This is a genomic window from Alphaproteobacteria bacterium, from assembly GCA_033762625.1.
Taxonomy (GTDB): Bacteria; Pseudomonadota; Alphaproteobacteria; order UBA9219; family RGZA01; genus RGZA01.
Genome location: JANRLI010000016.1, coordinates 19,573 through 46,118, shown reverse-complemented (window position 1 = coordinate 46,118; position 26,546 = coordinate 19,573). Strand labels below are relative to the sequence as shown.

At 50.5% G+C, this 26,546-nt stretch carries 24 protein-coding genes; 20 read left to right on the top strand and 4 right to left on the bottom strand.

Translation table 11 applies throughout. The features are described 5' to 3' along the window. Nucleotides 1-75: 75 nt before the first annotated feature. The 4 genes from SFW65_07885 to SFW65_07870 all read left to right on the top strand — a co-directional run bounded on the left by SFW65_07885 (nt 76) and on the right by SFW65_07870 (nt 6,645). A complete protein-coding gene (locus SFW65_07885) occupies nt 76-3,018 on the top strand; it encodes a hypothetical protein (protein ID MDX1923031.1) in 2,943 nt (980 codons plus the stop codon). Nucleotides 3,019-3,192: 174 nt separating this feature from the next. Continuing rightward, on the top strand, nt 3,193-3,906 hold the full coding sequence (locus SFW65_07880) for a hypothetical protein (protein MDX1923030.1): 714 nt from the start codon (nt 3,193-3,195) through the stop codon (nt 3,904-3,906). Nucleotides 3,907-3,919: 13 nt separating this feature from the next. Further along, on the top strand, nt 3,920-4,435 hold the full coding sequence (locus SFW65_07875) for a hypothetical protein (GenBank protein ID MDX1923029.1): 516 nt from the start codon (nt 3,920-3,922) through the stop codon (nt 4,433-4,435). Between the two features lie 8 nt (nt 4,436-4,443). After that, complete coding sequence (locus SFW65_07870; protein ID MDX1923028.1) at nt 4,444-6,645, top strand: hypothetical protein; 2,202 nt, start codon at nt 4,444-4,446, stop codon at nt 6,643-6,645. Nucleotides 6,646-6,670: 25 nt separating this feature from the next. On the opposite strand, the gene ilvA is transcribed toward SFW65_07870, so the two are convergent. The 3 genes from ilvA to SFW65_07855 all read right to left on the bottom strand — a co-directional run bounded on the left by ilvA (nt 6,671) and on the right by SFW65_07855 (nt 10,021). Continuing rightward, a complete protein-coding gene (gene ilvA / locus SFW65_07865) occupies nt 6,671-8,218 on the bottom strand; it encodes a threonine ammonia-lyase, biosynthetic (protein MDX1923027.1) in 1,548 nt (515 codons plus the stop codon). A 184-nt stretch (nt 8,219-8,402) separates the two neighbouring features. Continuing rightward, a complete protein-coding gene (locus SFW65_07860; protein MDX1923026.1) occupies nt 8,403-8,858 on the bottom strand; it encodes an organic hydroperoxide resistance protein in 456 nt (151 codons plus the stop codon). Nucleotides 8,859-8,878: 20 nt separating this feature from the next. Further along, a complete protein-coding gene (locus SFW65_07855) occupies nt 8,879-10,021 on the bottom strand; it encodes a hypothetical protein (protein ID MDX1923025.1) in 1,143 nt (380 codons plus the stop codon). A 160-nt stretch (nt 10,022-10,181) separates the two neighbouring features. Here SFW65_07855 and SFW65_07850 point away from each other — a divergent pair, with 160 nt between their 5' ends. Genes SFW65_07850 through SFW65_07780 form a run of 15 tightly spaced genes read left to right on the top strand, consistent with a single transcriptional unit; the run spans nt 10,182 to nt 22,889 of the window. Beyond that, nucleotides 10,182-11,132, top strand: coding sequence for an ABC transporter ATP-binding protein (locus SFW65_07850; protein MDX1923024.1), 951 nt, complete (start codon nt 10,182-10,184; stop codon nt 11,130-11,132). Further along, nucleotides 11,132-11,893 carry an ABC transporter permease gene (locus SFW65_07845; protein MDX1923023.1) on the top strand — a complete coding sequence of 254 codons (762 nt, stop codon included), beginning with the start codon at nt 11,132-11,134 and terminating at the stop codon, nt 11,891-11,893. Before SFW65_07850 ends, SFW65_07845 begins: the two co-directional genes overlap by 1 nt. Nucleotides 11,894-11,909: 16 nt before the next feature. Next, nucleotides 11,910-12,323, top strand: coding sequence for an arsenate reductase (glutaredoxin) (gene arsC / locus SFW65_07840; protein MDX1923022.1), 414 nt, complete (start codon nt 11,910-11,912; stop codon nt 12,321-12,323). Beyond that, nucleotides 12,320-12,994, top strand: coding sequence for a response regulator transcription factor (locus SFW65_07835; GenBank protein ID MDX1923021.1), 675 nt, complete (start codon nt 12,320-12,322; stop codon nt 12,992-12,994). Before arsC ends, SFW65_07835 begins: the two co-directional genes overlap by 4 nt. Continuing rightward, a complete protein-coding gene (locus SFW65_07830) occupies nt 12,984-13,985 on the top strand; it encodes a HAMP domain-containing sensor histidine kinase (protein ID MDX1923020.1) in 1,002 nt (333 codons plus the stop codon). Before SFW65_07835 ends, SFW65_07830 begins: the two co-directional genes overlap by 11 nt. Before the next feature lie 49 nt (nt 13,986-14,034). Then, nucleotides 14,035-15,288, top strand: a complete 1,254-nt coding sequence (locus SFW65_07825; GenBank protein ID MDX1923019.1) for an FAD-dependent oxidoreductase — start codon at nt 14,035-14,037, stop codon at nt 15,286-15,288. Further along, on the top strand, nt 15,279-16,073 hold the full coding sequence (locus tag SFW65_07820; protein MDX1923018.1) for a DUF1365 domain-containing protein: 795 nt from the start codon (nt 15,279-15,281) through the stop codon (nt 16,071-16,073). The genes SFW65_07825 and SFW65_07820 overlap by 10 nt, the downstream gene beginning before the upstream one ends. Before the next feature lie 57 nt (nt 16,074-16,130). Further along, nucleotides 16,131-17,294: a cyclopropane-fatty-acyl-phospholipid synthase family protein gene (locus tag SFW65_07815; protein ID MDX1923017.1), complete on the top strand. Its 1,164-nt coding sequence runs from the start codon at nt 16,131-16,133 to the stop codon at nt 17,292-17,294. After that, nucleotides 17,284-17,928: a hypothetical protein gene (locus SFW65_07810; protein MDX1923016.1), complete on the top strand. Its 645-nt coding sequence runs from the start codon at nt 17,284-17,286 to the stop codon at nt 17,926-17,928. The genes SFW65_07815 and SFW65_07810 overlap by 11 nt, the downstream gene beginning before the upstream one ends. Further along, on the top strand, nt 17,888-18,409 hold the full coding sequence (locus SFW65_07805; protein ID MDX1923015.1) for a DUF3833 domain-containing protein: 522 nt from the start codon (nt 17,888-17,890) through the stop codon (nt 18,407-18,409). The genes SFW65_07810 and SFW65_07805 overlap by 41 nt, the downstream gene beginning before the upstream one ends. A 1-nt stretch (nt 18,410) precedes the next feature. Then, nucleotides 18,411-19,178, top strand: a complete 768-nt coding sequence (locus SFW65_07800; GenBank protein ID MDX1923014.1) for an SDR family NAD(P)-dependent oxidoreductase — start codon at nt 18,411-18,413, stop codon at nt 19,176-19,178. Nucleotides 19,179-19,210: 32 nt separating this feature from the next. Then, entirely contained in the window at nt 19,211-19,891 is a 681-nt protein-coding gene (locus SFW65_07795; protein ID MDX1923013.1) for a heme-binding protein, read from the top strand. 22 nt (nt 19,892-19,913) lie between these two features. Then, nucleotides 19,914-20,477 (top strand): glutathione peroxidase, encoded by a 564-nt coding sequence (locus SFW65_07790; GenBank protein ID MDX1923012.1) that lies wholly within the window; start codon nt 19,914-19,916, stop codon nt 20,475-20,477. 2 nt (nt 20,478-20,479) lie between these two features. Then, entirely contained in the window at nt 20,480-21,352 is an 873-nt protein-coding gene (locus tag SFW65_07785) for a complex I NDUFA9 subunit family protein (GenBank protein MDX1923011.1), read from the top strand. Between the two features lies 1 nt (nt 21,353). Then, nucleotides 21,354-22,889 (top strand): cryptochrome/photolyase family protein, encoded by a 1,536-nt coding sequence (locus SFW65_07780; protein MDX1923010.1) that lies wholly within the window; start codon nt 21,354-21,356, stop codon nt 22,887-22,889. A 6-nt stretch (nt 22,890-22,895) separates the two neighbouring features. Here SFW65_07780 and SFW65_07775 read toward each other — a convergent pair whose 3' ends face one another. Next, a complete protein-coding gene (locus SFW65_07775; protein ID MDX1923009.1) occupies nt 22,896-23,810 on the bottom strand; it encodes a hypothetical protein in 915 nt (304 codons plus the stop codon). Nucleotides 23,811-24,060: 250 nt separating this feature from the next. Here SFW65_07775 and SFW65_07770 point away from each other — a divergent pair, with 250 nt between their 5' ends. Continuing rightward, nucleotides 24,061-26,010: an autotransporter outer membrane beta-barrel domain-containing protein gene (locus SFW65_07770; GenBank protein MDX1923008.1), complete on the top strand. Its 1,950-nt coding sequence runs from the start codon at nt 24,061-24,063 to the stop codon at nt 26,008-26,010. Nucleotides 26,011-26,546 lie beyond the last annotated feature (536 nt).

Sequence of the window (26,546 nt, the reverse complement as noted above, 5' to 3'; positions counted from 1 at the left end):
CCAAAACAACAAGAGTCCGGCAAGGTTTAGGGGCAATAACGCTCCTAATTTCTGTTCCTTCGACCGAGACCCTTCATGGCCAAGATACACCTATTCCAGCGGATAATCGCTGCAAGCTTTGCATGTTTTATGGTGCTTGGCGCACCACCTGCGCATGCCGGATGGCCATCATGGGAAGATGTGCTCGAAAAAATTAGTCCGTTATTGGGGCTGGATAATGACCAACGCGAAGCTACCATTTTCGCAATCAAGCATCCGGTATGTGCCAGCACCATTGTAGCCTATACGCTGGAGCAGGATTATTCGCTGGTTGGATTTATTGGCGCGTTGAAAGTTACCAAACTGCAAAGCATCCCCAAGCTGTTGCCCATCAACGGCGGGAATTGCAAAAGCTATCAGCCCATCCAGCAGGCTTATCAGTTTATCGACCGCAAGGGCGATGAATATCTGGGCAAGAGCAAAGCGGATTTTCTGCGCAACTTGCTGGCTGACCAGATCAGTGAGGGTAAAAGTGCGGTAGATTCCGAAATCTCCGCCATTCCTTATCTGGGGCCAATTCTGACGAATTGGGATTGCGAATGCGATGCCGCGTTTGACAGTAACTTCCCGTCTGAAAAACTGGTTGATCAGATTGTAGGAACAACCATTTCCATCTTGAAGTCGATTAAGGATGGAAATTACGGCGCGGCCCTTGAAACCATGATTACCACCATGGGGCCCAAAGTGGCCTGCAAGCTGGCTGAAGAATATTCCGGCATTGGTTCCATTCCCATCGTGAGTGATGTGGCGGCTGCTGCATGCGAAAGCGTTGCCGGTAAGGTTGTGGGATTTGTAGTTTCAGCGGGCGGCGCACTGGCGGAAGGTTTGGGATTGATTGGCGGCGATCACATTCCGTTCGAACAATATTATGCGCAGATGTTTGTGCCCGAATTGGGTAAGGATGGCTATAAGGATTTAGCCAATACGCTTTACCAAAAATGCTATGATTATTTTGAGCCTACCAATTTGTCGGCAAGCAATTCCAAAAAAGTATGTGCGATATTGCGTGACCGCTACATCGTGCAATCCATGGGCAAATTGCAATGGGCCGAATTCCAGGTGGAACGCGGCGATTATTACAAAAAGAACGTGAAGCCCAAAGCCGAAGGCGCGGCGTTGATTGGCGATGCGGAGTTCAAGAAAGTCAAGGAAGAGGTGCGCGCAACCTGTAAGCAGTATTTCGTGCAGCGTTATCCGCAAGCGAATATCTTTGCTGCGGCGTTCAATGATGTGCCGATTGAAACCGTCTGCGATGATTTTGTGAGTTATAGCCCATCTAGCTATCATCCATGGGATATGGATAAGGCGCGCAATACCATTCAGAAAAACCTGACCTATGCGATGACCGGAAAAACCGGCGGGCTGTGCAGCACGGATTCCGCCATGCGTAACCTGATTAAATGTCAGGATGGCCAAGGGTTAGATGTATGTACAAAGGCATACCCCAAAGCTTGCGTATCCAGCACGCTGGAATTGGGCGGAAATGAAATTCCATGTTGTAAGGGCGGCGAAAAACCCAGCCAGGGCGAGCAAATGGCGATGGAGTTTGCAGCCAAGGTTGCCAAGGAAAGTGGTGGACCGTTCTGTACCACCACGCCTAATGATCCGTTGAAAGTTGTGTGCACGCTGAAGCAAACCTATGAGGCATGCCAGAATCATTTCAGCTGGATGAACCAGCGCGTATGCGACCCCAAGGCGGTTGATGATTTGGGCCGTGCCACCACCGTATGCTGTTCATTCAATCCGGATGGGCTGGACAGTGTGGAAGGTGTTGCGGTCGTCAAGAAATTTGTGGAAACGCATGGCGGCGAACCTGCGCAGGCATGTTCGGTTGGCGGCTATTCGGTGGACAATCTGTTGACCTATGACCCGCGCATTATTTCATGCGGCAGCGAAGCCAATCGCACCACGTGTAAAAACACCTTCGGACAGGAAAAATGCAAAATCGGCGCTGGAGGGTTAGTCGAAAAACCATGTTGTGTGGCGGCAGTATTTGGCGGCGGCAGCGCATATGTAGATACGTATGACCCATCGCAGCGTACACCTGAAGAACTGGCAGCGGCAAAGAAGCTGGTGGATGATTCAAACGGTAATTGCACTTTTGGTACTGCGTTTGACGGCAAGCCGGATTTGTTCCGCGTGGTATGCAAAACGCCCGCCGCGCTCAAGGCGTGCGTGAAAGCTGCGGGTAAAGGCACGGATGCGCGCGCCAAGTGCCATTTGACCAAGAGCGGATATGTGCAAAGCCCATGCTGTGCACCTGATACATCATTGTATTATTCCGATTACAGCAAAATCAAAGAACAGGAGCGCAAGCTGATTGAAAAAGGTATTGGCAAAAACGGCGCAACCAAAGCAAAGGACATCAAGCCTTGGGTTGGCGGCATGTCGAAAAACGGGCTGGATACAGACCCGTTAGATACCAAAAAGAATAAGCGCGAGGGTGAAGCCCATGCCGATGATCTGACCAAGGCCGCAGCGAAGGGAAATCTGAAAGACAAGCTGGGCAATGGCAAAAATCTGGATAACGCACTGAATGCCGCAAAACCCAAACGCGCTGGCGGTGACAAGCGCGCAGTGGGTGATAAGGATAATGTGCTGGTCGATATCCGCTTGATGAAGGTAAAACCCTTAAGCGGTGTGTCGCCTTTCACCATTGGCGATGTAAAAAACAAAATCGACCCTGCGGCAAATGAAAATGCGGATGCAGGTAATGGAAAACCTGCGCCTAAAGGTCTTGGCAATGATGGAATTGCGCCAACCGCCCCTGCTGCGCCCATTGCGCCACGTAGTTTGCGCAGTACATCCGGCCCGGCATCAGGCGGTTCTGCACCATTTTGTTCCGGAAAGGCGGATGGAAATTATTGCTCCGATGCCAATACACTCACCACCTGTTATCATGATGCGGCGATGAATGTAGCGCCGTGCCCATCAGGGTGTGATGCTGCGGCGCGTGCATGCAATCCGTATAAGCCTTAATAAAAACTTAGCGCATGGGTGCTTTTGAGGTTTACTTTTGAGTATGATGGGGCAGGTTGTGGTTTTCATGACGACTTGCCCCATTATTATCAGGCTTAGCGCAATCATTTCTTGTAAAAAAACCGCCATTTTGTTACCCAAAATAATCAAATTGTGTAGAGGCATCCCCCTTTAATGACCCGCAGTTTTATCATTCCATGCATAAGTGTTGCGCTGCTGGCATTGCCTGCGCATGCTGTGCCGTTCAAGCAATTTGAAGGCGTTGCAACCTATTCGATTACGCAAGCGCCTAGTCAAGTGCAGGCGCCCAAGCCTGTGCCAGCGGTACCGGAAGTAAAATCCGTTTCAAAATCCGCACCTACACTGCAAACCATAAAAATCGATGGCCGCAATCAGGAACTGGTCGATATTAAATTGCTCAAGCAACGCCCAGCAGGTGCGGGCGGAATTCTCCCCTTCCGCGTCAGTGATGTGCGTAACCAGATTGACCCCGAAACCCGTTCGGTTACGACAACATCTTCGTCTGCAACAACAGCTCTTGTGACCTGTCCTGATGGTACGCGTTTTCCGGCGGCATTTGCATTTGCGCCATCGGTGGATCTGGTGTTCCCGGCGTCGGGTAATGGCGCATGTTCGATGGCGGCAGGACCTTCCGCGCTGAACGGTGTATTACAGGTGGATAGCTTTACCACTGTAAGTGCAGCCGTGACCGGATTGAATGGTTGGGTTGCAAATATCACAACGCTTATCCCCGGACTTGGCGGCGGGCTTGCAACGCCGAATGTACAGATTTCAAAGGGCGGCGTGACCTATCGCATGACACTGACGGTACAAACCAACGGGGCAGGCGGTGGCAGCGTGATCATCAGTAGTTTTGTAAAACTGTAACGGGAGAGTGCATATGAAAAAAATTATTCTGATGCTGGTTGCCGGATTGATGCTGGTGGCATCGCCCGTGGATGCACGTGAATTCCGTGAAAAACGCGCCATCAAAACCCCGTTTGAAAATGACAGCGTGTTACAGGCCGATGACAAGAGCGGCGGTCCTGTCGGCGCGCCAACCGTATCACTTGATCAGGAATTCATCCGCAAGGCGATTGAAAAGCTGATGGCGAATTGGGGCACGGGGGATATTGAAAACTATCTGGGCGAGCGTTTTCCAAACCGTAGTGAATTGATCAGCGCGCTGAATAACCATGTGCCATTTGATGCGCGCATCGAGGTTAAAAGCATCCGCGCCATCAAGGTGATTGGCCAGAAAACCAAGCAGGGCGATGATGGTAGGCCGCTATTGGTCAGCGTTGTGTCCGCCGAAGTTGAGACCGATGTGCATTACCAGGATGCGCGTATCGGCAATACCCGCCTTCGCGGGTCGGGCGAATATCTGTTTGAATTGACGACGCGCCAGAAGAGCTAGCACCATAAATGACTAAACGCTTCCTTTTCACATCATGCGCACTGGCCGGCTTACTGCTGGCTGCGCCAGCATTTGCAGAAGAAAGCGCCCAAGGAAATGCTGTGTCATTCGACCCGCTTTCGGGCTGGCTGATTGAAGGTGATGCGTCAGTGGATGTTTCGAATTACCAGTATTCGGGCGCGCTGGCGGGTAGTCCGTATCAGAATACAGGCAACCAGATTTACGGCGAAACCAACGCGCAGTTTTCAAAAGAAATTTCCCCTTACCAATCCATCAAGGGCCGCTTTAACGGACTTTATAACCGCAGCGACTATCGCAGCCAGTACCGCAATGGAAGCGTGGAGCAATTTTCAACCACATGGGAAAACGGCGAAAGCGCAGTGCCGTATGTGGTTGATGCCGGTGATTTTTATGCCAGCTTCTCGCCGCGTTCCATGCAGTTACCGTTAAAAGGCGCAAATATTGAATTGCAGCCAAGCAGTTCCGGTGCGTGGTCGCATTCTGTTAACGCCATGGCGGGGTTTGACCAGAGCATTTACCGTCAGGTCAATTTTGATAAAAGTTTTTTCACCGGTGCATCGTACCTTGCTGAAAACGATGCCTATGGCTCGTTCATTATCAATCATGTTTATAACTACAAGAAACCCGATAGCGCGGTTTCATCGCTGGACTTACAACAAAATGTAACGTCGCTGGGCGCATCAACCGATATGAACCTGTTGGGGCAAAGCCTGAGCTTTGAAAATGAAGTTGGTATATTGAATGGCGATTTACCCGGCGCGGTGGTCACATCACCCAAAACCAATCAGACGGATGTGGGATTGTTCACGCGTCTGGAGGGGCACAGCAAAATCCCGCTGACCTATAGTGTTTTGTTTGAACGCTATGGCACGAATTATCAGCCTGCGGGGGGTAGTGTGCAGTCTAACCAAAGCCATCTTGAAACACAGATTGGCTGGAAGTTTGATGGCGGGCTTCGCTTAACGGGCCGCCAGAACCGCACGGAATCCGCGCTGGAGACGGCAAACCCGTTAACTGAAAATACTTACGGTGTGCGTTTAACGGGGCCGCTGCTTGGCACACTGGTTGATGGGCTGACGGGGTCGGTTGATGCATCATCCACGCATTTGCGCAATGAAAGCGTAACCACGCATTCGCAAACCTATACAACCGGATTGAATGTAACGAAAACGATTACCGATGATGTATCAGGCCGGTATGGCTTTCGTTACCGCAAGCTGCATAACAATATTACCGCTGCGATAACCGAGGCGCATGATCATTCCCTGGGCGCGGATTGGCGATGGACCTTTGGTGAATTATCAGGAACCTTAAGTCCTGGTATGGTGATTACCGAAAGCACAACCGGCGCGCGCCATTCATTGCAATATGGCCCGCAGATTTCGGCGAATGCAAATTATTATGGCCATTCATTCAATGTGAATTACCAGAATAACAACACAGAAGAATATGTGCCGCCCAGCAACCATATTTTCAGTGAAACCGCATCGGGCCGTTATAGCTATACCACCGGTATTCATACCGTTTCGCTATCGGGCGATTATTTCCAGCGCTATCCTGACGCAGCCCAAGACACCCACGCATGGCGTGTAGGCATGAATTATACGGTGCATTTCAGCAATGCGCCGGATGCAACTGTGGCTGTGCCGGTTGAAGGCAAGGCAGCAACCGAGGCGCTGGAAGTATCCAGCGATGAATTGCTGCGCAAGCCGGAATTGGGCATGACGCAAACCGCGCTGCTTGAAAAGTTGAAAAAAGAAAATCTTAGCGCGAATGTATCAAATGGCATGATTGTGGTCAGCGATGATGTGTTCACGCGTCTTTCAACCCCGCAACGCGTGGTGTATGAAACAAAGAACGGCAAGCTGGTTCGCCATGGTGTGGTGTTTGAAAACACCAGCGATAGTTCATCGGCACTGGAGCGTGATTATAAAAATATCCTGAGCGAGCTGGTGCGCATTTACGGCCGACCCACGACCAATGTAGTGGAAGGCACGTTTACCGAAACACTTTCGGCTGATCTGGCATCGGGTGTTGTTCGCCGCGTGCATGAATGGCAATTATCTGACCGTACGCTGCGCTTTGGATTACCGCGCCATATGAATAATAATTTGCGTCTTGAACTGGTTGGCGCAGCAACCCAGCCCGGCATCAATAATGCTGTGTGGGGATTTGACAGAGTGGAATAAAGCACGCAGTACGCGGCGTAACAGATTAGTGCCCCAAGAACATTTGATAGACCGGGTTGTTGGTTTCTTCTTCATAGGGATAACCCAATTTGTTCAATTGCGCGATGAAATGCTGGCGGTCTTGGTGCGGAATTTCAACACCGACCAGCACGCGGCCATAATCCGCACCGTGATTGCGGTAATGGAACAGTGTAATGTTCCAGCTGGCTTCCATGCTATCCAGAAATTTCATGAGCGCGCCGGGGCGTTCCGGAAATTCAAAACGTAGCAGCATTTCATTGTGCAGATTTGGCGCGCGCCCACCGACCATGTAGCGGATGTGCAGCTTCGCGGTTTCATCCGCGCTCATGTCAATTGCCTTATATCCGGCTTTGGCAAGTTCGGTGATGATTTTTTCTTTTTCGGTGTGCGCATGATCCATGCGCAGGCCCACAAAGACATGCGCATCATGCCCAGCCGCATAGCGGTAGTTGAACTCGGTCACGATGCGCGGCCCCAGCAATTGCACAAAGCGGCGATAGCTGCCGGGTTCTTCGGGAATCGTAACGCCAAGCAAAATTTCGCGGTCTTCGCCGATATCGGCGCGTTCTGCCACATGGCGCAGGCGGTCAAAGTTCATATTTGCGCCGCTGTTGATGGCGATGAGCGCGCCTTTGCGCTGCGGATGCTGTTCAACGTAGGTTTTAAGTCCGGCCAATGCGAGCGCGCCCGCTGCTTCGGACAGCACGCGTGTATCCTCGAAAATATCCTTGATGGCAGCGCACATTTCATCGGTATTGGCGGTAAGCACATCATCCAGCAATTCACGGCAAATGCGGAAGGTTTCTTCGCCGACCTGACGCACCGCAACACCGTCTGCGAATAAACCGACACGGCTTAGGGTAACGCGTTCGCCTGCATCAATTGCAGCTTTCATGGATGCGGCATCAACCGGTTCAACGCCGATGACTTTTACATGCGGCTGAAAATGTTTGATGTACGCCGCAACACCCGCAGCCAGACCGCCGCCACCAATGGGGACAAACACCGCTTCAATCGGGCCCTGATATTGTTGCAGGATTTCCATGCCAATCGTGCCCTGGCCTGCAATTACATCTTCATCATCGTAGGGGTGAATAAAGGTGAGTTGATGCTTTTTTTCCAAATCGCGCGCGTGCAAATAAGCTTCATCAAAGGTATCACCATGCAATACTACATCACCGCCAAAATACCTAACGGCATCGATTTTAATTGGCGGGGTGGTGATGGGCATAACAATCATCGCCTTGATGCCAAGGCGCTGCGCGGATAATGCGACGCCCTGCGCATGATTGCCTGCGGATGCGCAGATGACGCCGGAATTTCGCGCAGATTGCGATAATTGCACAATGCGGTTATAGGCGCCGCGCAATTTAAACGAGAACACAGGTTGCAGATCTTCGCGTTTGAGCAACACATCGGCGTTAAGACGCCGGCTAAGGCGCGGCATTTCATCCAGTGACGTTTTTAATGCAATATCATAAACCTGCGCGGCAGTAATTTTTTTTATGTAGTCAGTCATCGTTTCTTGAATCCGGTTTGTGCTGCTGACTATCGCTGTTTCATGTGCTGATGCCAAGTGGATATGAAAAGCCACTATTTGATGGCGGTTTTACGAAGGTATGGTGCGCGTTAACTGCCTATGTGATGTGGTGGTTTTACACAAAAAAGGCCACAACCCCATCCGCGTAGCGCGTAACGGGATTGTGGCCTGATAGTTGGCCTGATATTCGGCTTGCTTAGGCGGCCTGCGCCATTCCTTCAACAGCAAAGCTTACATCGATATTGCCGCGCGTTGCATGGCTGTAAGGGCAGATGGTTTCGTGCGCTTCATTCACCAGTTGCTGTGCATCTGCTTGGGAAAGGTTTGGAACCTTCACGCGCATTTTTACCGCAATGCCAAACCCGCCGCCTTCGCGTGGACCAACCGATGTTTCGCAGGTAACCGTTGCGCCTGATGCGTCTTTTTTATGTTTGGTGGCAATGAAATCAAGCGCGCCGCCAAAGCATGCCGCATAACCCGCAGCAAATAAATGTTCAGGAGTTGTGGTATTTGGAAGGCCGGGGCCGCCCATTTCCTTGCGCACGGATAAATTCACGCTGACCGATCCATCGGTTGTTTCCGAGTGACCGTTGCGGCCGCCTGTTGAGTTTGCAGTAGCAGTTACGAGCGGTTTGATGGTGTATGCAGCCATGATGGTTCTCCTCTAGCGGGTTAGGTGGGATCGTTAAGCGGATCAGTCTTGTTGATGTAAGAACGGATGGAATGTTTTGATGCATCCGCCCATTCACGCCCAAGAATAATACCGCGCAGCATGTTTTCTGCATAGGCAATTCTGCCAATCATTGCTTTGTCTGCTTGTGAGATGGGTATATTACCAATCGTATAAGTGCTCACAATGATGCTTGTGCTGGCTAAGAATTCTGCATCATCCAGTAACTGGACTAGCTGCTGGTTAAACAGACCACGCTGCGCACCCTTCATCATTCGTGCATCGATGTAGGTGTTGATCTCAAGTTCAAGTGCAGGGAAAAAAGTTGGCTTGATTTCAGAAATCACACATCGCTCCGGCAACGCGGCTTGTAAAAATGGCCGTGATGCAGGCGATGATGGCGTAATACCAGGTAGGCCAGGAAGCGCTGGTTTCATCGGCGCACCAAGGCCGGGCAAAGCTTTTTTTCCTGCGGGTGCCGCCAGCGGCGCATCTTTTATCCAGCGGATGAATTCACCATAGGTGTAGTTAAAATCATCGGTTGCGCACGGTTTGCCGTAACACAAAAACATGCCTTGTGGCTGTGGCAGGAAAACCGGATACATGCCTTCGTGTTTGGGAGCTTTGGCAATCAATGGTAATTGATGCGCAAGAAGCGTTCCTGCCAACGCGGTAAAAATGATCGGATCGCTATTGAGATCCAGCAACGTACCGGACCGTTGCAGCAAGCGCTCGCGTATATGCTTGAATTGCATGCGTACCGGAAAACGCCGCATGCTCAGTGCGCCGAATTTATGCTGCATATCGGAGCGGATGCAAACCAGATAAACCCATTCACGGGTATCATTCGCGTTATCGCTAGCGCCGCCGCGCGTATCATCGCGTACAAAGAAGAAATTGGAGGATGAAAAACCCCATTCCTCTACTTTTTTCGGATGATTGCCCAGCGCATCGGACGTATCGCTGGATCCCTGACCGACAAAGCCCTTCAGTCTGTTCAGTTCGACAATCGCTTCTTCTGCTGTGCGGAACGAGCGTTTGTCGTGCCCACCGTTTTTAAGACGCTGGTGAACCTTGGCGAGTTTTAAAAATGCGCTGCTGTTACGCAGTTCTGACAGGGTTGGTAATTCACTATAAATAGACATATATGCCGGTGATTTATGGTTTTAAAAATATGCTGCTAATCTGCACTAGTTCTTCCATATCCACAACAAGGTTTGGGATATGAAATATACGCATGGCCTTTAAATTGGGCTTTCAGTATATATATTAAGGTCTTTAAGCTGCTTCCTTGGAAAGCCTTTCATGCCCGATTTTATGCCTGACCCCAGTGTTAATGCGAATGCGATTGTCATTTCTGCCCTTAGTAAAAGTTATGATAATGGATTTAAAGCGCTTGCCGACATCAATCTTGAAATTAAACGCGGTGAAATTTTTGCATTGCTTGGTCCCAATGGTGCGGGCAAGACAACGCTGATTAATGCGGTATGCGGTATTGTGCAGCCCAGCAGCGGAAGTATTACGGTCTGCGGGCATGACACTATTCGTAATTACCGCGCAGCGCGCATCGCAATCGGGCTGGTGCCGCAGGAACTGACCACCGATGCGTTTGAATCCGTATGGAACACCGTAAGTTTCAGCCGCGGATTATTCGGCAAACCAAAAAATCCCGATATCATCGAAAAAACGCTGAAAGACTTATCGCTGTGGGATAAAAAAGATGAACAAATCCGCAAGCTGTCGGGCGGAATGAAGCGCCGCGTGATGATTGCCAAGGCGTTATCGCATGAACCGGAGGTTCTGTTTCTTGATGAGCCAACGGCAGGCGTTGATGTTGAGCTGCGTAAATCGATGTGGGCGCAGGTGCGCAGCTTACGTGAAACCGGCGTGACGGTGATTTTGACAACACATTATATTGAAGAAGCCGAAGAAATGGCCGACCGGATTGGCGTGATCAACAAAGGCAAGCTGATATTAACCGAAGCAAAAGAAGTGCTGATGCAAAAAATGGGCAAGCGCCAGATGGTGTTCACGCTGCGCGATGCGATCCAAACCATTCCTGCCGGGCTGTCAGGCTATGACATGGCGCTTGCTGAAAATGGCGCCAAGCTGATTTACACGTATAATTCCCACCATGTGACGCATGACGTTTCCGATATGATGGAGGTGTTGCGGGCAAATAATATCCGCCCCAAGGAAATTGACAGCCGCCAAAGCAGCCTTGAAGAAATCTTTATCCAATTGGTAGGTGTTTAATGAATACACGTGGCATTGCAGCGATCTATAATTTCGAAATGAGCCGTACCTGGCGCACGATTGGGCAAAGTATTGCATCGCCGGTGATTTCAACCGTTTTATATTTTATTGTGTTTGGCGCGGCAATCGGTTCGCGTATTCAGTCGATAAATGATATTCCGTATGGCGCATTTATTGTGCCGGGCCTCGTCATGTTGACCATTTTGGGGCAAAGCATTTCCAATGCTTCGTTTGGCATTTATTTTCCAAGGTTTACAGGCACGATTTATGAAATTCTTTCTGCGCCGTTATCTTATGTTGAAATCATCATCGGGTATGTTGGCGCGGCCGCCAGTAAATCGGTGCTTATTGGTTCGATTGTGCTGATTACCGCCGCGTTTTTTGTGCCGATGCGCATCATGCATCCGTTCTGGATGCTGTTTTTTCTGGTGATGACCAGCGTGACCTTCAGTTTGATGGGCTTTATTATCGGCATCTGGGCGGACGGGTTTGAAAAATTACAACTTATACCCTTACTTATCGTTACGCCGCTGACCTTTCTTGGCGGCAGCTTTTATTCGGTGAACATGTTGCCGGAATTCTGGCGCGGTGTGTCCATGCTGAACCCGGTTGTGTATCTGGTTAGCGGGTTTCGCTGGAGTTTTTACGAGCATGGCGATGTCAGCCTTGCCACCAGCGTCATCATGATTACCGCTTTCACAACCATTTCAATTGCGATTATCGCATGGATGTTTAGAACCGGTTATCGCTTGCGCAAATAGGCAACAAGGCTACATGATGTCGATAATTATTTATCATAACCCCGCCTGTGGAACGTCACGAAATACGTTGGCGATGATCCGCCAATCGGGCGTGGAACCTGAAGTTATCGAATATCTGAAAAATCCGCCACCGCGCGAACGGCTGGTGGAACTGATTAAGGCGATGGGTATCACGGCGCGCGAATTGCTGCGCGAAAAAGGAACGCCTTATCACGAACTGCAATTGGCTGATCCGAAATGGACTGAACATCAACTCATCGATTTCATGGTGGCGCATCCTATCTTGATGAACCGTCCCATTGTCGTGACGGAAAAAGGCGCGCGGCTATGCCGACCTTCTGAAACAGTGCTGGAACTTTTACCCAACCCCCATATCGGCACATTCACCAAGGAAGATGGCGAGGTTGTGGTGTTTCAGAAAAAACCATGAAGATCCTTCTCATCGAAGACGATAAGGCACAAAGCCAGCAGCTTGCCGAAGCATTGGAAGCAGCGGGCCACAAAGTGAGCTGTGCCGATGATGGTGTGGCCGGCTTAAAGTCAGCCAAATCCAATACGCATGATGTGCTGGTCATTGACCGCATGTTGCCGAAAATGGATGGGTTGGAAATTATTGCGGCGCTCCGTGCGAACGGACAAACCACGCCGATATTGATCCTGAGCGCATTGGGTGAGGTGGATGACCGTGTGAAAGGGCTGCGCAGCGGCGGGGATGATTATCTGGTTAAGCCGGTTGCGATTGAAGAGCTGCTGGCACGGCTGGAAATTCTGGCGCGGCGCGCAAGTGCCAATGCGGGCGAAACGCGCATTGTCATCGGTGATCTGGTGATCGATCTTTTGGCGCGCAAAGTCACGCGCGGCGGAAAGATTATCGGCTTGCAGGGACGTGAATTCCGGCTGTTGGAATATCTGGCCCGTAATCGCGGGCAGACCGTTACGCGCGCGATGCTGCTGGAAGCGGTATGGGATTATATGTTTGATCCGCAGACCAATGTGATTGACGTGCATATCAGCCGATTGCGCAGCAAAATCGATAAAGGGTTTGACGTGCAGCTGTTAAAAACCATTCGCGGCGCGGGGTATGTACTTGATGAAACGTAGGGGATATTTTACCAGCTCCAGCTTTGTCATGGCATCGTTGTTCTTGATGCTGCTCGCGCTTGCTGCCGCATTTGTGATTTATGCCCTAGGCGTGCATTCGCCAATTGAAGATCCGTTATTCTTCTGGCTGGGCGGCGCGGCGCTGGCGGCGATGGTGATTATTGTTGTTATAAGCTTTTACATCAGCCTCTTTGTGGTGGGGCGCGTGAACCAGATTGCTGAAACCGCGCGGCAGATTATCGAGACGGGTGATTTGACGCGCCGCATCGAGGTAGAAAACCGCTGGGACGATTTAAGCGATCTCGCGCAATTGCTGAACAGCTTTTTGTCGCGCATGGAGCAATTAATCCAGAATGTGCGCGATGTTTCCGACAATATCGCGCATGATTTAAGAACACCGTTGTCACGGTTGCGCGGCCAGTTGCAAAAAATGGCGGATGCGAGCGATCATGCTGGCGTGGACATCGCGTTGCAGGAAACGGACCGCATTCTTTCAACCTTTCAGGCATTGCTGCGTATTGCCAATATCGAAAAGGGCATGCACCAGCAGGCCTTCAAGCCGGTCGCACTGCATACAATTTTATATGATGTGTTGGAATTATACGCGCCCATTGCCGAAGAAAAAGCGATTGCCGTTTCCAGCCGCATCAGCGCGGTAGAGATGAAGGGTGACAGGGATCTGCTGTTTCAGCTTTTTGCCAATCTGGTCGATAATGCAGTAAAATTCACGCCGCAAAATGGTCGGATTACAGTAACGCTTGCCCAGCAGGATGGTGTTATCAGCGCAGCCATTGCGGATAGCGGCCCGGGTATTGCGGATGATGAAAAAATGCGCGTGTTTGACCGGTTGTATCGCGCCGATAGCAGTCGTCATACCCCCGGCAACGGGCTGGGCCTTTCGCTGGTGCGGGCGGTGGCAGACCTGCACAAAGCATCAATACGGTTGGAAGATGCCGTGCCCGGATTGGTTGTTAAGGTGACGTTCGGATAATTACCAATTTGTAATTTTACAATTCAACATAATCAGGCATTTTAGCTTCATGAACATTGCAATCATCGGAACCGGTATCTCAGGACTTGGCGCGGCGTATCTGTTGCATCCTCAGCATCAATTAACGCTCTATGAAAAAAACGATTATATCGGCGGGCATAGCCGCACGCTGGATGTTGTAACGCCGCAGGGCAAGGTTCCCGTCGATACCGGATTTATTGTATTCAACAAACGCAATTACCCCAACCTGCTGGGATTGTTTAGCCATGCCGGCGTTCCGTATGAACCCAGCGATATGTCGTTTGCAGCGAGCATTGATGATGGTTGGCTGGAATACGGAACCAAGGATTTAAAAAGTATTTTTGCGCAGTGCCGGAATATTTTGCGCCCGCAATTCTGGAAAATGGTTAGCGATGTGCTGCGCTTTCATAAACAGGCGCTGGCGTATCTGGATGCGGCACCTGACATCACGCTGGGGCAGTGTCTTGATGCTCTGAAGATGGGTGAGTGGTTCCGGCGTTATTTTATTTTGGCCATGGGCGGCGCGATCTGGAGCTGTCCGTTAAAGCAAATGCTGGAATTTCCGGCGCGCAGCTTTGTACGCTTTTTTCATAATCATGGCTTGCTGACCATCAATGACCAGCCGCAATGGCATACGGTAACTGGGGGTAGCCGCGAATATGTTGCCCGCATCACGGCGCCGTTCAACGACCGCATATTGCTGAATGATGGCGTGATATCGGTGAGCACGGATAGCAATGGCGTGGTTATCGAAAGCCAGAGCGGTGTGCGCCGTTTTGATCAGGTGATTTTTGCATGCCATGCCGATCAGGCCTTGGCATTATTAAAGCAGCCCACCCAAGATCAGCGCCGGTTATTATCGCGCGTGCGCTATCAGCCAAACAAGGTTGTATTGCATAGTGATACCAGTTTTATGCCAAAGAATGCCGCGTGCTGGGCAAGCTGGGTATATCTGTGCGAGGAGCGCGAAGATAATGGTCAGGCAGTTTCGTTAAGCTATTGGATGAACAATTTGCAAAATCTGCGACATGTGCCGCCGGTGATTGTCACGCTTAATCCATCGCGTATGCCGGCAGAAGATAAAATTTATAATATCCATCATTTTGAGCATCCGGTATTTGATGCTGGCGCCATGCAAACCCAAGAAGAGATAAGCCGTATTCAAGGTGTAGATAACATGTGGTTTTGCGGGGCATGGACGCGCTATGGCTTTCATGAGGACGGTCTTTCCAGCGGGGTGGAAGTGGCAAGGCAGCTTGGCGCGGTGGTGCCATGGAACTAAGCCCGCAGCTATTTATGGCCAAGGTGATGCACAAGCGGTTTTTTCCGCGCGTGAATGGGTTTACCTATAATGTCTATTACATGGTTTTGCCGTTAACCCAGCTGGATGAATGCAATCATGGTTTGATATTCGGCGTTGATCGTCCCGCCCTGTTCAGTTTTTATCGCAAAGATCATGGCGCGCGTGATGGCGGCGATTTGCGTCAATGGGCTGCGCGGCTATTTGCCCAGCATGGCGTGGATATAGCGGATAAAATTGTAAGTCTGGTTGCCATGCCGCGCATTATGGGGTTTGTGTTTAATCCGGTCAGTTTCTGGATGGTGCACCATCCAAACGGGAAGCTGTGCGCGGTTATTGCAGAAGTGAATAATACATTCGGCGAAACGCATAGCTATGTATGCTTGCCGCCAGAGGGTGATGTGATTGATCAGGACATGATTCTGCGCGGAGAAAAGCTGTTTCATGTATCGCCGTTTCTGGAACGCAGCGGGGATTATGCGTTCCGTTTCGCATCTGGCGCGCGCCAGCTTGGTATCTGGATCGATTATTTCCATGCGAATGGTGAAAAGCAGCTGGCCACATCGCTCATCGGTGATCTGCGGCCACTGACCGCTGCGGCGCTGCTTGAGGCGTTCATCACGATTCCGTTTGTGACCATCAAGACCGTATTGTTGATCCATTGGCAGGCAGTCAAACTGGTGTGGAAACGCATTCGTTATATTAACAAGCCGCCACAATTGCCTGAACAAACCAGCCGCGCTGGTTCCAAGCTTACGAATTTGTAATGTGCCATCAAGGGCTGGGCACACTATAATCATCCTGTTAATACAAGAAGGCCAACTATGCTTAACCAAACAATTACGTACGGATTTTTAAAAGCACTTGCGTTGCTGCGCTATGGCACGCTGACGGTGGTGCTGCCCAACGGCAAATCGCATGTGTTTTCAGGAAGCGAGCCGGGCGCAGTTGCGACGCTGCGTCTCTACAGTTGGGATGTTATTCCGAACATGGCGCGAAAAGGCGATATCGGCCTTGCCGAGGATTATCGCAAAGGATTGTGGGACGCCGATGATCTTTATGCGTTTATGATGGTGGGGCTCAAGAATGAAGCCGCGCTTGAACAATACATCTATGGTAATTTTCTTTCACGCGCCTTGGTGAAGTTGTCATACGTATTCCGCCGCAACACCATGCAGGGCAGCAAAAAAAATATCGAAGCACATTACGATCTCGGCAATGCGTTTTATAGTTTATGGCTGGATCCCAGCATGACGTATTCGGCAGCGCTGTTTGATGGCCATGACCAATCGCTGGAACAAGCGCAGCATAACAAATATGACCGTTTGGTTGATAGGATGTTGCCGAGCGGCGATGTGTTGGAAATCGGGTGCGGATGGGGCGGTTTTGCCGAACGCGCGGTGGCCCGCGGGGATTACCGCATCAAGGGACTGACGCTTTCCCACGAACAAAAGCATTATGCCGATACACGGTTGAAGGATAAGCCGGTGCAGATCGCGCTTCAGGACTACCGTCACGAAAAACAGCAGTACGACAACATTGTATCCATCGAAATGTTCGAGGCGGTTGGTGAAGAATACTGGGGCGATTATTTCAAGAAGTTGGGCGAAGGGTTGCGCCGTCAAGGACGCGCACTGGTTCAGACCATTCTTATTCAGGAGAAATATTTCGAAAGTTACCGCAAGGGCGGCGATTTTATCCGCACCTATATTTTTCCGGGCGGTATGTTGCCAAGCGCAGAGCGTTTTGCAGCCGAGGCGCAAAAAGTGGGATTACGCATCGCCGATCAGTTCCATTTCGGCACGCATTACGCGCAAACACTGAGACGTTGGCTTGCCAATTTCGATACCAAGATCGCGGAGGTGCGTGCGCTTGGGTTTGACGATGCATTCATCCGGTTGTGGCGGCTTTATCTGGCCGCTTGTGCCGCATCATTCGATGTGGGGCGCACCGATGTGATGCAGGTGGAGTTGCGCCATGCGACCTGATGCGGTGGGCCAGTTTCTAATCTGGTATGGGATGGGCATGTTTGGCTCGTCCATCGCTGCGACGCTATTTTATTTTTATGTGCGCGACATTATCCATTCCGAGCCGATGCTGGTGATATTCCTGTTGCTTTACATTGCATCTGGCGCAACCGGAATGCTGGTGTGGAATAAAATCGCGTCCTATGTCGGGCTGCTGCGTACGTGGCGGCTGGCGATGGTCTATAGTATTCTGACGTTCAGCGCCGCTGCCTTTTTAAAGTCAGGCGATGATATGGCGTTTGCCGCACTGTGCGTTATCTCGGGATTTGCCAGCGGCGCCGACTTTTTTATGCCGATTGATATCATGAAACAAATGAACCAATCCGTGGATGATGAACCGCAGCGCCGCCGAAACTGGGCGATGATGGCGGCTGTGGGCAAAGGGGCGGCAATGCTTGGCTGTTTGCCATTATTGTTTATCGGCGTATGGCAGGAGATGACCAGCGATGAACAGCATGTGGCGTTAATTGTTGCCTATGTGGCGCTTCCTTGCCTTATCAAGATGGTGGCTGTTGGCGGATGGTCCCGCTGGATAAGTAAAAATGGAGGAGCGTATGAAAAAATTTCTGTGCGTAGTGATGCTTATGCTGCTTAGTGCGTGCGCGTCACAAAAACTGGAAGATTATGCAGGGGTAGAGCCCAAAGCCGATCTTAAATCGTATTTCACCGGCACGATCAAGGCGTGGGGGCTTATTCAGGATTTCAGCGGCAAGGTGGTTAGCCGGTTTGATGTCACCATGCACGGATCATGGAAAGGTGATGTCGGCACATTAAAAGAAGATTTCACGTATTATGACGGAACCAAACAGCAGCGCATCTGGACCATCACCCGCACCGCCGATGGAACCTATGAAGGCACTGCATCGGATATTATCGGTAAGGCGGAAGGCGCAACCAAAGGCAATGCCGTGCGCTGGAGTTACGATATGAATGTACCGATTGATGGTAAGACGTTCCGCATTACGTTTGATGACTGGATGTGGCGCATGAATGACGGCGTGATGATCAACCGTTCGTATCTGAAAAAATTCGGATTTACGGTTGCCGAGCTGACGCTGTTCATGAAAAAGGATTGATATGCGCGGTAAAAAAATCTGGCTGATTGGCGCAAGTGAAGGGATTGGCAAATGCCTTGCTGAGGCGCTGGCCAAAGAAGGCGCTATGCTTGCGGTAAGCGCGCGCCAAGCCGATAAGCTTGATGCGCTGGCGCAAACAATTTCGGCGCTGGCACTGCCAGCGGATGTGCAGAACATGTCCTCCTTGGCTAGCGCATATGAAGCGCTGCGCAGGACGTGGGGCATGCCCGACATCGTCATTTATAATGCGGGCTATTATGAACCAATGACGGCGCAGCAGTTTAATCTTGCAGAGGCCGAAAAGATGCAGGACATCAATTTCAATGGCTGCATGCGCATGTTAAGCCATGTTTTGCCGGATTTTATCAAAGGGAATAAAGGCCATCTGGTGCTGGTTGGCAGCATCGCTGCGTATCGCGGTTTGCCGGGTGCTATCGGCTATGGTGCAAGCAAAGCAGCGCTATTGCATCTTGCTGAAAATCTGGCGGTGGATCTTTATGGGTCCGGTGTCAAGGTACAGGTGGTAAGTCCGGGTTTTGTGCGCACACGCCTTACGGCAAAAAACAATTTCCATATGCCAGGCATTATCGAGCCGGAACGGGCCGCGCGTGAAATCATCAGCGGGATGAAGGGGAATGCATTTGAAATCCGTTTTCCTTTTGTGTTCCCAACCGTGTTGCGGTGGCTGTCATTCTTACCTGCAAAGCTCTATTTCGCGATTGTGCGGGATGGGCAGTCTAAACCGGTCATTGAGTCTAAGCATACATAAACGATGGTAATGATATTGAAAGAGAGAACATCATGATGAAACCAATCATAATTACTGTGTCTGTTGTTGCGATTGTGGCAGGCATCTTGTCATTGGCGTGGAGCATATTGGGCAGCGAAGCGGAGCATGCGCGCTATGATGTGGTCGAGACGCAAGGGGATATCGAGATACGGTCATATCCACCGATGATTGTTGCCGAAGTGGATGCGAGCGGCCCACGAGAAGTTTCCATTAAAGAGGGCTTTAGAAGTCTGGCGGGATATATTTTCGGCGATAATCAGGCGACAGGCAAAATCGCAATGACCGCGCCCGTGATGCAACAACCCGCAAGCCCGTCTAAAGCGGAAAAAACAGCATCAGAAAAAATCGCATCAGAAAAAATTGCCATGACTGCACCTGTCATGCAGCAATCAAAAGGTTCGAACTGGACAATCACCTTCATGATGCCATCGCAGTATAAACTTGCCGATTTACCGGTTCCCAATAACAGCAAGATCCGAATGCGCGAGCAGGGCGAAAAGCGCTTTGCTGTAATCCGCTATTCTGGCCGAGCCACACCGGAGGTGATGGCAGAAAAAGAAGCGAAATTGCAGGATTACGTTAATTCGAAATCGCTCAAGCGGGTGGCGGAGCCCGTCTATGCGTTCTTTAACCCGCCTTATACGCTGCCCTTCTTGCGGCGCAATGAAATCATGATCGAAATCAAAAAATAAACATCTAACCCATGGAGCATTCATGCATTTTATTATCGCGCTGTTCGGCTTGTTCCTATCAAGCCAAGCCATTGCTGCCGAAATGACGCCCGTCGATAATGCGTATGCGTTCACCTTCACGTCTATCGAAGGAAAGCCCTTGCCGCTCTCCGCTTATGCCGGGAAAGTCATTCTGGTGGTCAACACCGCATCGCAATGCGGATTTACCCCGCAATATGAAGAGCTTCAGAAGCTGCATGAAAAGTATAAAGATAAAGGCCTTGTTGTTCTGGGTGTGCCATCCAACGATTTTGGCGGGCAAGAGCCAGGCAATGAGCGCGAGATCAAAGCATTCACCCACAATAAATTTCATGTGACATTTCCGCTAACGACCAAAACAGAAGTGACAGGTGATAAACCGCACCCGTTTTATGATTGGGCGGCGCGCCAGGAAAACTCAGGACTGCTGGGTGCGCGCCCGCGCTGGAATTTTCATAAATTCCTGATCGGCCGCAATGGGTTGTTAGTGGGCAGCTATATCTCCAGCATATCGCCCATGGGCGATACGATTACGGGTGATGTTGAAAAAGCATTGAACGAACAATAGTCATGCGTGCGATAATTTTTGGCGGAACAGGGCAAATCGGGCGCGCGCTACGTGCTGAATTGGAACGTGGGGGATGGCACGTGACGGTGCCAACGCGCAGCGTGCACAGCGCAGCCGCAGACGGGCGTATCCCGTTCAGTATGGAAGCGGGTGATCTTGAATCCGCGATGACGGATATGGATCTGGTTGTGAATTGTGTAGGAATTCTTGCGCCATCCGGCGCGGATACGTTTGACCGGATTCACCGCGATTTGCCTGAACGGATTGCACGCGCAGCAGCCAAAAAAGGCATTACGCGGGTTGTGCATATTTCGGCATTGGGCGCGGATGCAAACAGTGCGTCGGTATATGCGCGCAGCAAAGCGCAAGGCGAAGCGGCGGTACTGGCGGCATATCCCCATGCAAGCATTTTGCGGCCATCGATTGTATTTGGGCCGGATGATAGTTTTTTTAACCGCTTTGCGCAGATGGCAAAGCTTTCACCGTTTTTGCCATTGATTGGTGGCGGGGTCAGCAAATTCCAGCCGGTATATGTGAATGATGTGGTCTTGGCGGTCTGGCGTATTGTGCTGATGAAAGAAGGTTATGACCGGATTTTCAATCTGGGCGGGCCGGATATGTTTACGTTTAAGGAATTGATGCAGTTCATTTTAGAAACTACACGAAAAAAGCGCATCTTGTTGCCTTTGCCGTGGTGGATCGCCGAAATACAGGCATCGCTATTGGAACGATTGCCGGGAAAAATTCTGACCCGCGACCAGCTTAAGTTATTGCGCACCGATAATATAGTACCGCCAGCATCAATTGGTTTTGACGATCTGGGCATCGTGCCGCGACGGGTGGCAGATATTGTGCCGGGCTATCTGAAGGCATGACATGCCAAACCCGAATTTAATTCTGGTGCTTGGTGACCAATTGACGCTGGAATTGTCCAGCTTGCGGTGTGGGAATTCCGCACACGATGTGGTGTTGATGGCTGAAGTTGGCAGTGAAACACGCTATGTCAAACACCATAAGAAAAAAATCGCGTTTCTGTTTTCGGCGATGCGGCATTTTGCGCAAAGTTTGCGCGAACAAGGGTGGCGCGTCATCTACCGCAAACTGGATCAGACAGGTTCAGGCAGCAGCTTTACCGATGAAGTGAGCAAGGCTGTTCGCGAAATAAGCCCGGCGCGTCTTATTGTAACCGAACCCGGTGAATGGCGCGTGCTGCAGGAAATTGAAAGCTGGAACGCGCATTTGCCATGTGCGGTTGACGTGCTGCAAGATGACCGCTTCATCTGTTCGCGCGGCGAATTTGCGGCGTGGGCAGATGGGCGCAAGCAGTTGCGAATGGAATATTTCTACCGCGAGATGCGCCGCAAAACCGGCTTGCTGATGGACGGGGATGAGCCGGCCGGAGGACAATGGAATTACGATCATGATAACCGCAGCGCGGCAAAGCCTGATCTGTTCATGCCGCAACCGTTGCGCATTACGCCGGATGCCATCACGCAAGATGTTATGCAACTGGTGGCGCGTGATTTTTCCAGCCATTTTGGTAATCTGGAGCCGTTCTGGTTTGCCGTAACGCGGCATGATGCGCTTTGCGCGCTGGATGGCTTTATCGAAAAAGCCTTGCCGCGATTTGGTGATTATCAGGATGCGATGCTGGAAGGGCAGCGCTTTTTATATCATTCGGTGCTGTCGGTTTATATGAATGCCGGATTGTTATCGCCGATGGAAATATGCCAAAAGGTCGAACGCGCATGGCGTGAAGGACATGTGCCGCTTAATGCGGCGGAAGGTTATATCCGCCAGATTATCGGTTGGCGCGAATATATCCGCGGTATTTACTGGCTTAAAATGCCGGACTATGTGAAGCAAAATTTCTTTGCTGCCAATCGCCCCGTGCCGGATTTTTATTGGACGGCGGAAACGCGCATGGCGTGTCTGCGCGCGGCCATTACCCAGACCAAAGAAGAAGCTTATGCGCATCATATCCAGCGGCTGATGCTGACGGGGAATTTTGCATTGCTGGCGGGGGTTTTACCGCACGCCCTGCATGAATGGTATTTGATGGTATATGCCGATGCGTATGAATGGGTGGAATTGCCCAACACACTGGGCATGAGCCAGTTTGCCGATGGCGGATTGTTAGCATCAAAACCGTATGTATCGTCGGGTGCGTATATCAACCGCATGTCGGATCATTGCAAACATTGCGCGTATGATGTCAAAGATGGGGTGGGCGAAAACGCATGCCCGTTCAATTCGCTGTATTGGGCGTTTCTGGAGAAGCATCGTCCAAAACTTTCTGGTAATCCACGAATGATGCAGATGTACCGCACATGGGACAAGATGGATGCCCAGAAGCGCACGGCAACCCTTCAAAAAGCGCAAGAATTGCTGGACAACATTGATAGCCTGTAGGATGCGCTAACGCGTCAATCCCGCCGGTGGTTTGCGTGTTGAGGGCGCAGCAGTAGGCGTTCCTGTTGATGGAATTGTAGGTGGCAGTGTGGATGGAATTCGATCGCCGTCGCGGTGCAGCCTGCTGATTTCCGCAGTATCAAACGGCACGCTTGGCGTGGGTTGGATTGGCGAGCGCTTTAACCCATCCACCGCTTGTTGGCGCACCGCATCCAGCCTTCGTAATTCGGCAAACCCTTCTGATGTCAAGAATGGTGCAAGCGCCGGATTGGTCTTTGGATCAGGCAGATTGCCGTCGCCGGAGCTGATGGGGCGCCCGTCTTTATCCTCAAGCAGCCAGCGCTGGTTACCTAAATGATCGGTGGTGATGGTCAATGCACCTTCGGGGCGATGCAGTGTTTTATCCGAATGATGCAAAAAACCGTTGCCAAGCGTGGTGATGCTGACATTTGGTCTGCCGGTGCGTTGATCATGTGAAGCATATCTGATGATGTTGTTAATCGCGCCATCGGGATTGCGAACGGTGCGTGACCGATCTTCCCAGCGATTGGCGGCGCTGTTGTAAGTACTTTCGATTGATGCGGTGCGGTTGGCTTCGCGTTGTGTGGTGATGCGGCCTAAGGGTGTTCCATCGGGTCGATAGGTGAATTGATGCGCAGCGGTTATTTCACCATTGGTGAAACTGAGCGAAAAATCCCTGCGCCGGCCATTTGAATCATTGGTAAAAAAGTTCTGTTGCGTTGGAATAAAAAGACCATCAGGCGTGGGTAGCAAATTGGTAACTGAATAATTTGTGGCATTGCCGGATTGTGTGTAATAGGTAAGCAGCCCATCATCACCGCGCCGTGTTTGCACGCGCGCGCCTTTATAATCGTTAGGCAAAGGCGATCCGGGGCGCCGTTTGGGTGTTGGGTCGCTCATAAGAAATGCTTTTAAAAATGCCTTAAAAAATAATTAGGCAAATCTTAGCAATAATTGGTTTTTGTAAGTTTAATGCCAATAAATGAAGGAATTTCAGCGGGTTCATAGCTGCACAAAGGCTGCCATATAAGCAACAAGTCTGCACAATATACGGCAGGGAATGATTTTTCCTATGGGCCTCTTGCGTTTTTTTATTATTCTATGGGCCTGTCAGCGCCATCCCTTCCTGACTGAATGCAAGAGGCCCCACATGTTTTCTTTTTCTAAAAAAACCTGCCATTTTTTTGGTGCGGCGTTGGGTGCGCTTTTCGGCCTGCTGGCTTCTCCCGCATTAGCTAGTTCTGTTTTTGTGACCAACACAAACGATTCCGGGGCGGGGTCTTTGCGCCAAGCCATTTTGGATGCTAATTCGTTGGGTGGATCTGACACCATTTTTTTTAGTAGCAGCATTGATGGCGGCACCATAACGCTGCTTAGCAATTTGCCTGCACTGACTGACCTTGCCGATTTTTCAATACTTACCCCAACAAGTATTACCATTACCGGTGGTAACTTTGCCTTGGATCAGAATCTGCCGATAGGCGCAGCCGGGCTTGTTGCCTTTGATGGCGCGTTTTCATCGACCGGTAGTTTGACCATGCAATCGAATTTCCGGTTTTTACTGAACGGCATCAGCAGTTCATACGCGGGCGGGATGACCGTTTTTGACGGTGAACTGATTATTGGTGATGTCGCGCATAGCACCGCCGTTTTTGGTGATGGCACAAATACCACCACGCTGTTGGGCGGGACCCTTTCAGGGCATGGCACAGTAAATATGAATGTAACCAACAACTCCGGCACGGTTTCGCCTGGCAGCGGCACCATTGGCACTCTGGCAGTGGGCGGAAATTATGTACAAGGTTCGGGCGCAACACTTGCCATAACGGTATCGCCTACAACGGCATCCAAACTTGCGGTCGCGGGCACTGCTGCGTTGGATGGTCGTTTGGTGGTAACATTCAATCCGGGTACTTATGTTGCAAAAACATTTACAGTGCTCACTGCAGGTACTGTGACCGGTACATTTTCGAGTGTGAATTTGACAGCGCCCGCAGGGCTTGCCGTGAGTGCGCTTAACTATAACCCCACATCCGTGACATTTGATGTGCTGGCATCTGCCACACAAACAGATGTATTCAGCACGTTTGCTTTCCCAACCATTAGCGCGGCACACCAAGCGGGCGAAACTATTTTTGATCACCTTGGCGGCGTGGGTGGCGGCACGCAAAATAACCCGATGTCATTTGCATCCTTGACGCAGAAGGGCGTCGCGCTTGAAGAAAACACCCAAGGACTTAACCACCTTGTTAAAGGTTTGCCCAATGCGATGAAGCAATATGGCGGGTGGTTTAAGGCAACCGGGAATTTGGCGAGCCTTGAAAGCAGCGGGGCTGGATCAGGGTATGACAGCGAAACAGGCGGGTTTATGTTTGGCGTTGACCGCGAAGTGGAAAAAGGACTGCGCATTGGTGCTGCGGGCGGGTATGAGCACACAAGCATTACTGCCACCAACAGCGCAAGCACAGGGGGCGAAAGCAACACCGGTCGCTTCGGGTTGTATGGCAGCAAAGAATTGGACGATAACATTTCCGTGCATGCCCGCTTGGGCTATGCCCTGCACATGATTGATACAGAGCGCCTTGAAACCAATAATGGCCTTATCGGGCGCAGCAGCCATGACGGCCATGAATTTTCAAGCGGGCTACAGCTCAGCAAAAAAATTAACATGCATGGTTATACATTTACTCCCAAAGCAGGGTTAAGTTATGTGCTTCTTGCCGAAGATGGTTATACGGAAACAGGAGCAGGCATTTTTAATGCAACGGTTTCTGACAAAGACACGCACTCTCTGCGTCTTATCACTGGCCTAACAGTGGCCCGCCCCACGACCATTCGCGAATGGGATGTAACCCCCGAAGCACGCATTAAATATAGCTACGAAACACTTGATGCTATTTCAGCGACAACCGGAACTGTTCTTGGCACGGGTTTTTCAAGCAAAGGCGTTACGCCATCTTCCCATATGCTGGCTATTGGCTTTGGCACTTCCGTAAAGCTTGATGAGACGGTAGATGCGTTTGGGTCTTATGATGTCAACCTGCCAACAGGTAACACGTTTGAGCAAACATTTGCGCTTGGCGTGAAGATGAAGTTTTAAAAGCAGTAAAAGCTTTCGGTATTGCGCTGGATGGGGTTGCCGCAAGCGGCATGACCTTTATTGGCGATGAATAAATCATTTTTTCGCGTTCAATGTTTCGGATTAACAGACGTGCAATTTCTTGTGTCGTGACTGTGCAGAAATTCCTAAAAGGTTGCTGATAATTTTTGAGTTTAACTTATGCGGGATTGGGTCTGTCGATATGGATAGATTATTAAGTACTAAAAACCGTGTTGCATAAATTTTGTCAAATTTACGGCACGCGTGTTATTCGCCGAGCATGAAGTAATTTTTCAAAAAAATTATTAGTGCGTTAAAATGACAATGAACATTTTAAGAAATAATTTTTTTAAAAATGTTTTCCGGTTTTGCTTGAAATTTTAAAAAATCATGTTATGTTCAAATCATTAGCGGGCCGGGCCCCTCTGACAATAAGTAGTGAATACCCTTATTGTGATGTCGGACCGCATCGGGAGTAAGTTTTCCGGTGTTGGTTCTTGATTTATTGAAACGAACTCACGCCCTAACCCTCCTGA

Bases quoted from the DNA above. Each gene is read 5' to 3' on its own strand.
- SFW65_07885 (MDX1923031.1), top strand. From the start codon at position 76: ATGGCCAAGATACACCTATTCCAGCGGATAATCGCTGCAAGCTTTGCA.
- SFW65_07880 (MDX1923030.1), top strand. From the start codon at position 3,193: ATGACCCGCAGTTTTATCATTCCATGCATAAGTGTTGCGCTGCTGGCA.
- SFW65_07875 (MDX1923029.1), top strand. From the start codon at position 3,920: ATGAAAAAAATTATTCTGATGCTGGTTGCCGGATTGATGCTGGTGGCA.
- SFW65_07870 (MDX1923028.1), top strand. From the start codon at position 4,444: ATGACTAAACGCTTCCTTTTCACATCATGCGCACTGGCCGGCTTACTG.
- SFW65_07860 (MDX1923026.1), bottom strand. From the start codon at position 8,858: ATGGCTGCATACACCATCAAACCGCTCGTAACTGCTACTGCAAACTCA.
- SFW65_07855 (MDX1923025.1), bottom strand. From the start codon at position 10,021: ATGTCTATTTATAGTGAATTACCAACCCTGTCAGAACTGCGTAACAGC.
- SFW65_07850 (MDX1923024.1), top strand. From the start codon at position 10,182: ATGCCCGATTTTATGCCTGACCCCAGTGTTAATGCGAATGCGATTGTC.
- SFW65_07845 (MDX1923023.1), top strand. From the start codon at position 11,132: ATGAATACACGTGGCATTGCAGCGATCTATAATTTCGAAATGAGCCGT.
- arsC (MDX1923022.1), top strand. From the start codon at position 11,910: ATGTCGATAATTATTTATCATAACCCCGCCTGTGGAACGTCACGAAAT.
- SFW65_07835 (MDX1923021.1), top strand. From the start codon at position 12,320: ATGAAGATCCTTCTCATCGAAGACGATAAGGCACAAAGCCAGCAGCTT.
- SFW65_07830 (MDX1923020.1), top strand. From the start codon at position 12,984: ATGAAACGTAGGGGATATTTTACCAGCTCCAGCTTTGTCATGGCATCG.
- SFW65_07825 (MDX1923019.1), top strand. From the start codon at position 14,035: ATGAACATTGCAATCATCGGAACCGGTATCTCAGGACTTGGCGCGGCG.
- SFW65_07820 (MDX1923018.1), top strand. From the start codon at position 15,279: ATGGAACTAAGCCCGCAGCTATTTATGGCCAAGGTGATGCACAAGCGG.
- SFW65_07815 (MDX1923017.1), top strand. From the start codon at position 16,131: ATGCTTAACCAAACAATTACGTACGGATTTTTAAAAGCACTTGCGTTG.
- SFW65_07810 (MDX1923016.1), top strand. From the start codon at position 17,284: ATGCGACCTGATGCGGTGGGCCAGTTTCTAATCTGGTATGGGATGGGC.
- SFW65_07805 (MDX1923015.1), top strand. From the start codon at position 17,888: ATGAAAAAATTTCTGTGCGTAGTGATGCTTATGCTGCTTAGTGCGTGC.
- SFW65_07800 (MDX1923014.1), top strand. From the start codon at position 18,411: ATGCGCGGTAAAAAAATCTGGCTGATTGGCGCAAGTGAAGGGATTGGC.
- SFW65_07795 (MDX1923013.1), top strand. From the start codon at position 19,211: ATGATGAAACCAATCATAATTACTGTGTCTGTTGTTGCGATTGTGGCA.
- SFW65_07790 (MDX1923012.1), top strand. From the start codon at position 19,914: ATGCATTTTATTATCGCGCTGTTCGGCTTGTTCCTATCAAGCCAAGCC.
- SFW65_07785 (MDX1923011.1), top strand. From the start codon at position 20,480: ATGCGTGCGATAATTTTTGGCGGAACAGGGCAAATCGGGCGCGCGCTA.
- SFW65_07780 (MDX1923010.1), top strand. From the start codon at position 21,354: ATGCCAAACCCGAATTTAATTCTGGTGCTTGGTGACCAATTGACGCTG.
- SFW65_07775 (MDX1923009.1), bottom strand. From the start codon at position 23,810: ATGAGCGACCCAACACCCAAACGGCGCCCCGGATCGCCTTTGCCTAAC.
- SFW65_07770 (MDX1923008.1), top strand. From the start codon at position 24,061: ATGTTTTCTTTTTCTAAAAAAACCTGCCATTTTTTTGGTGCGGCGTTG.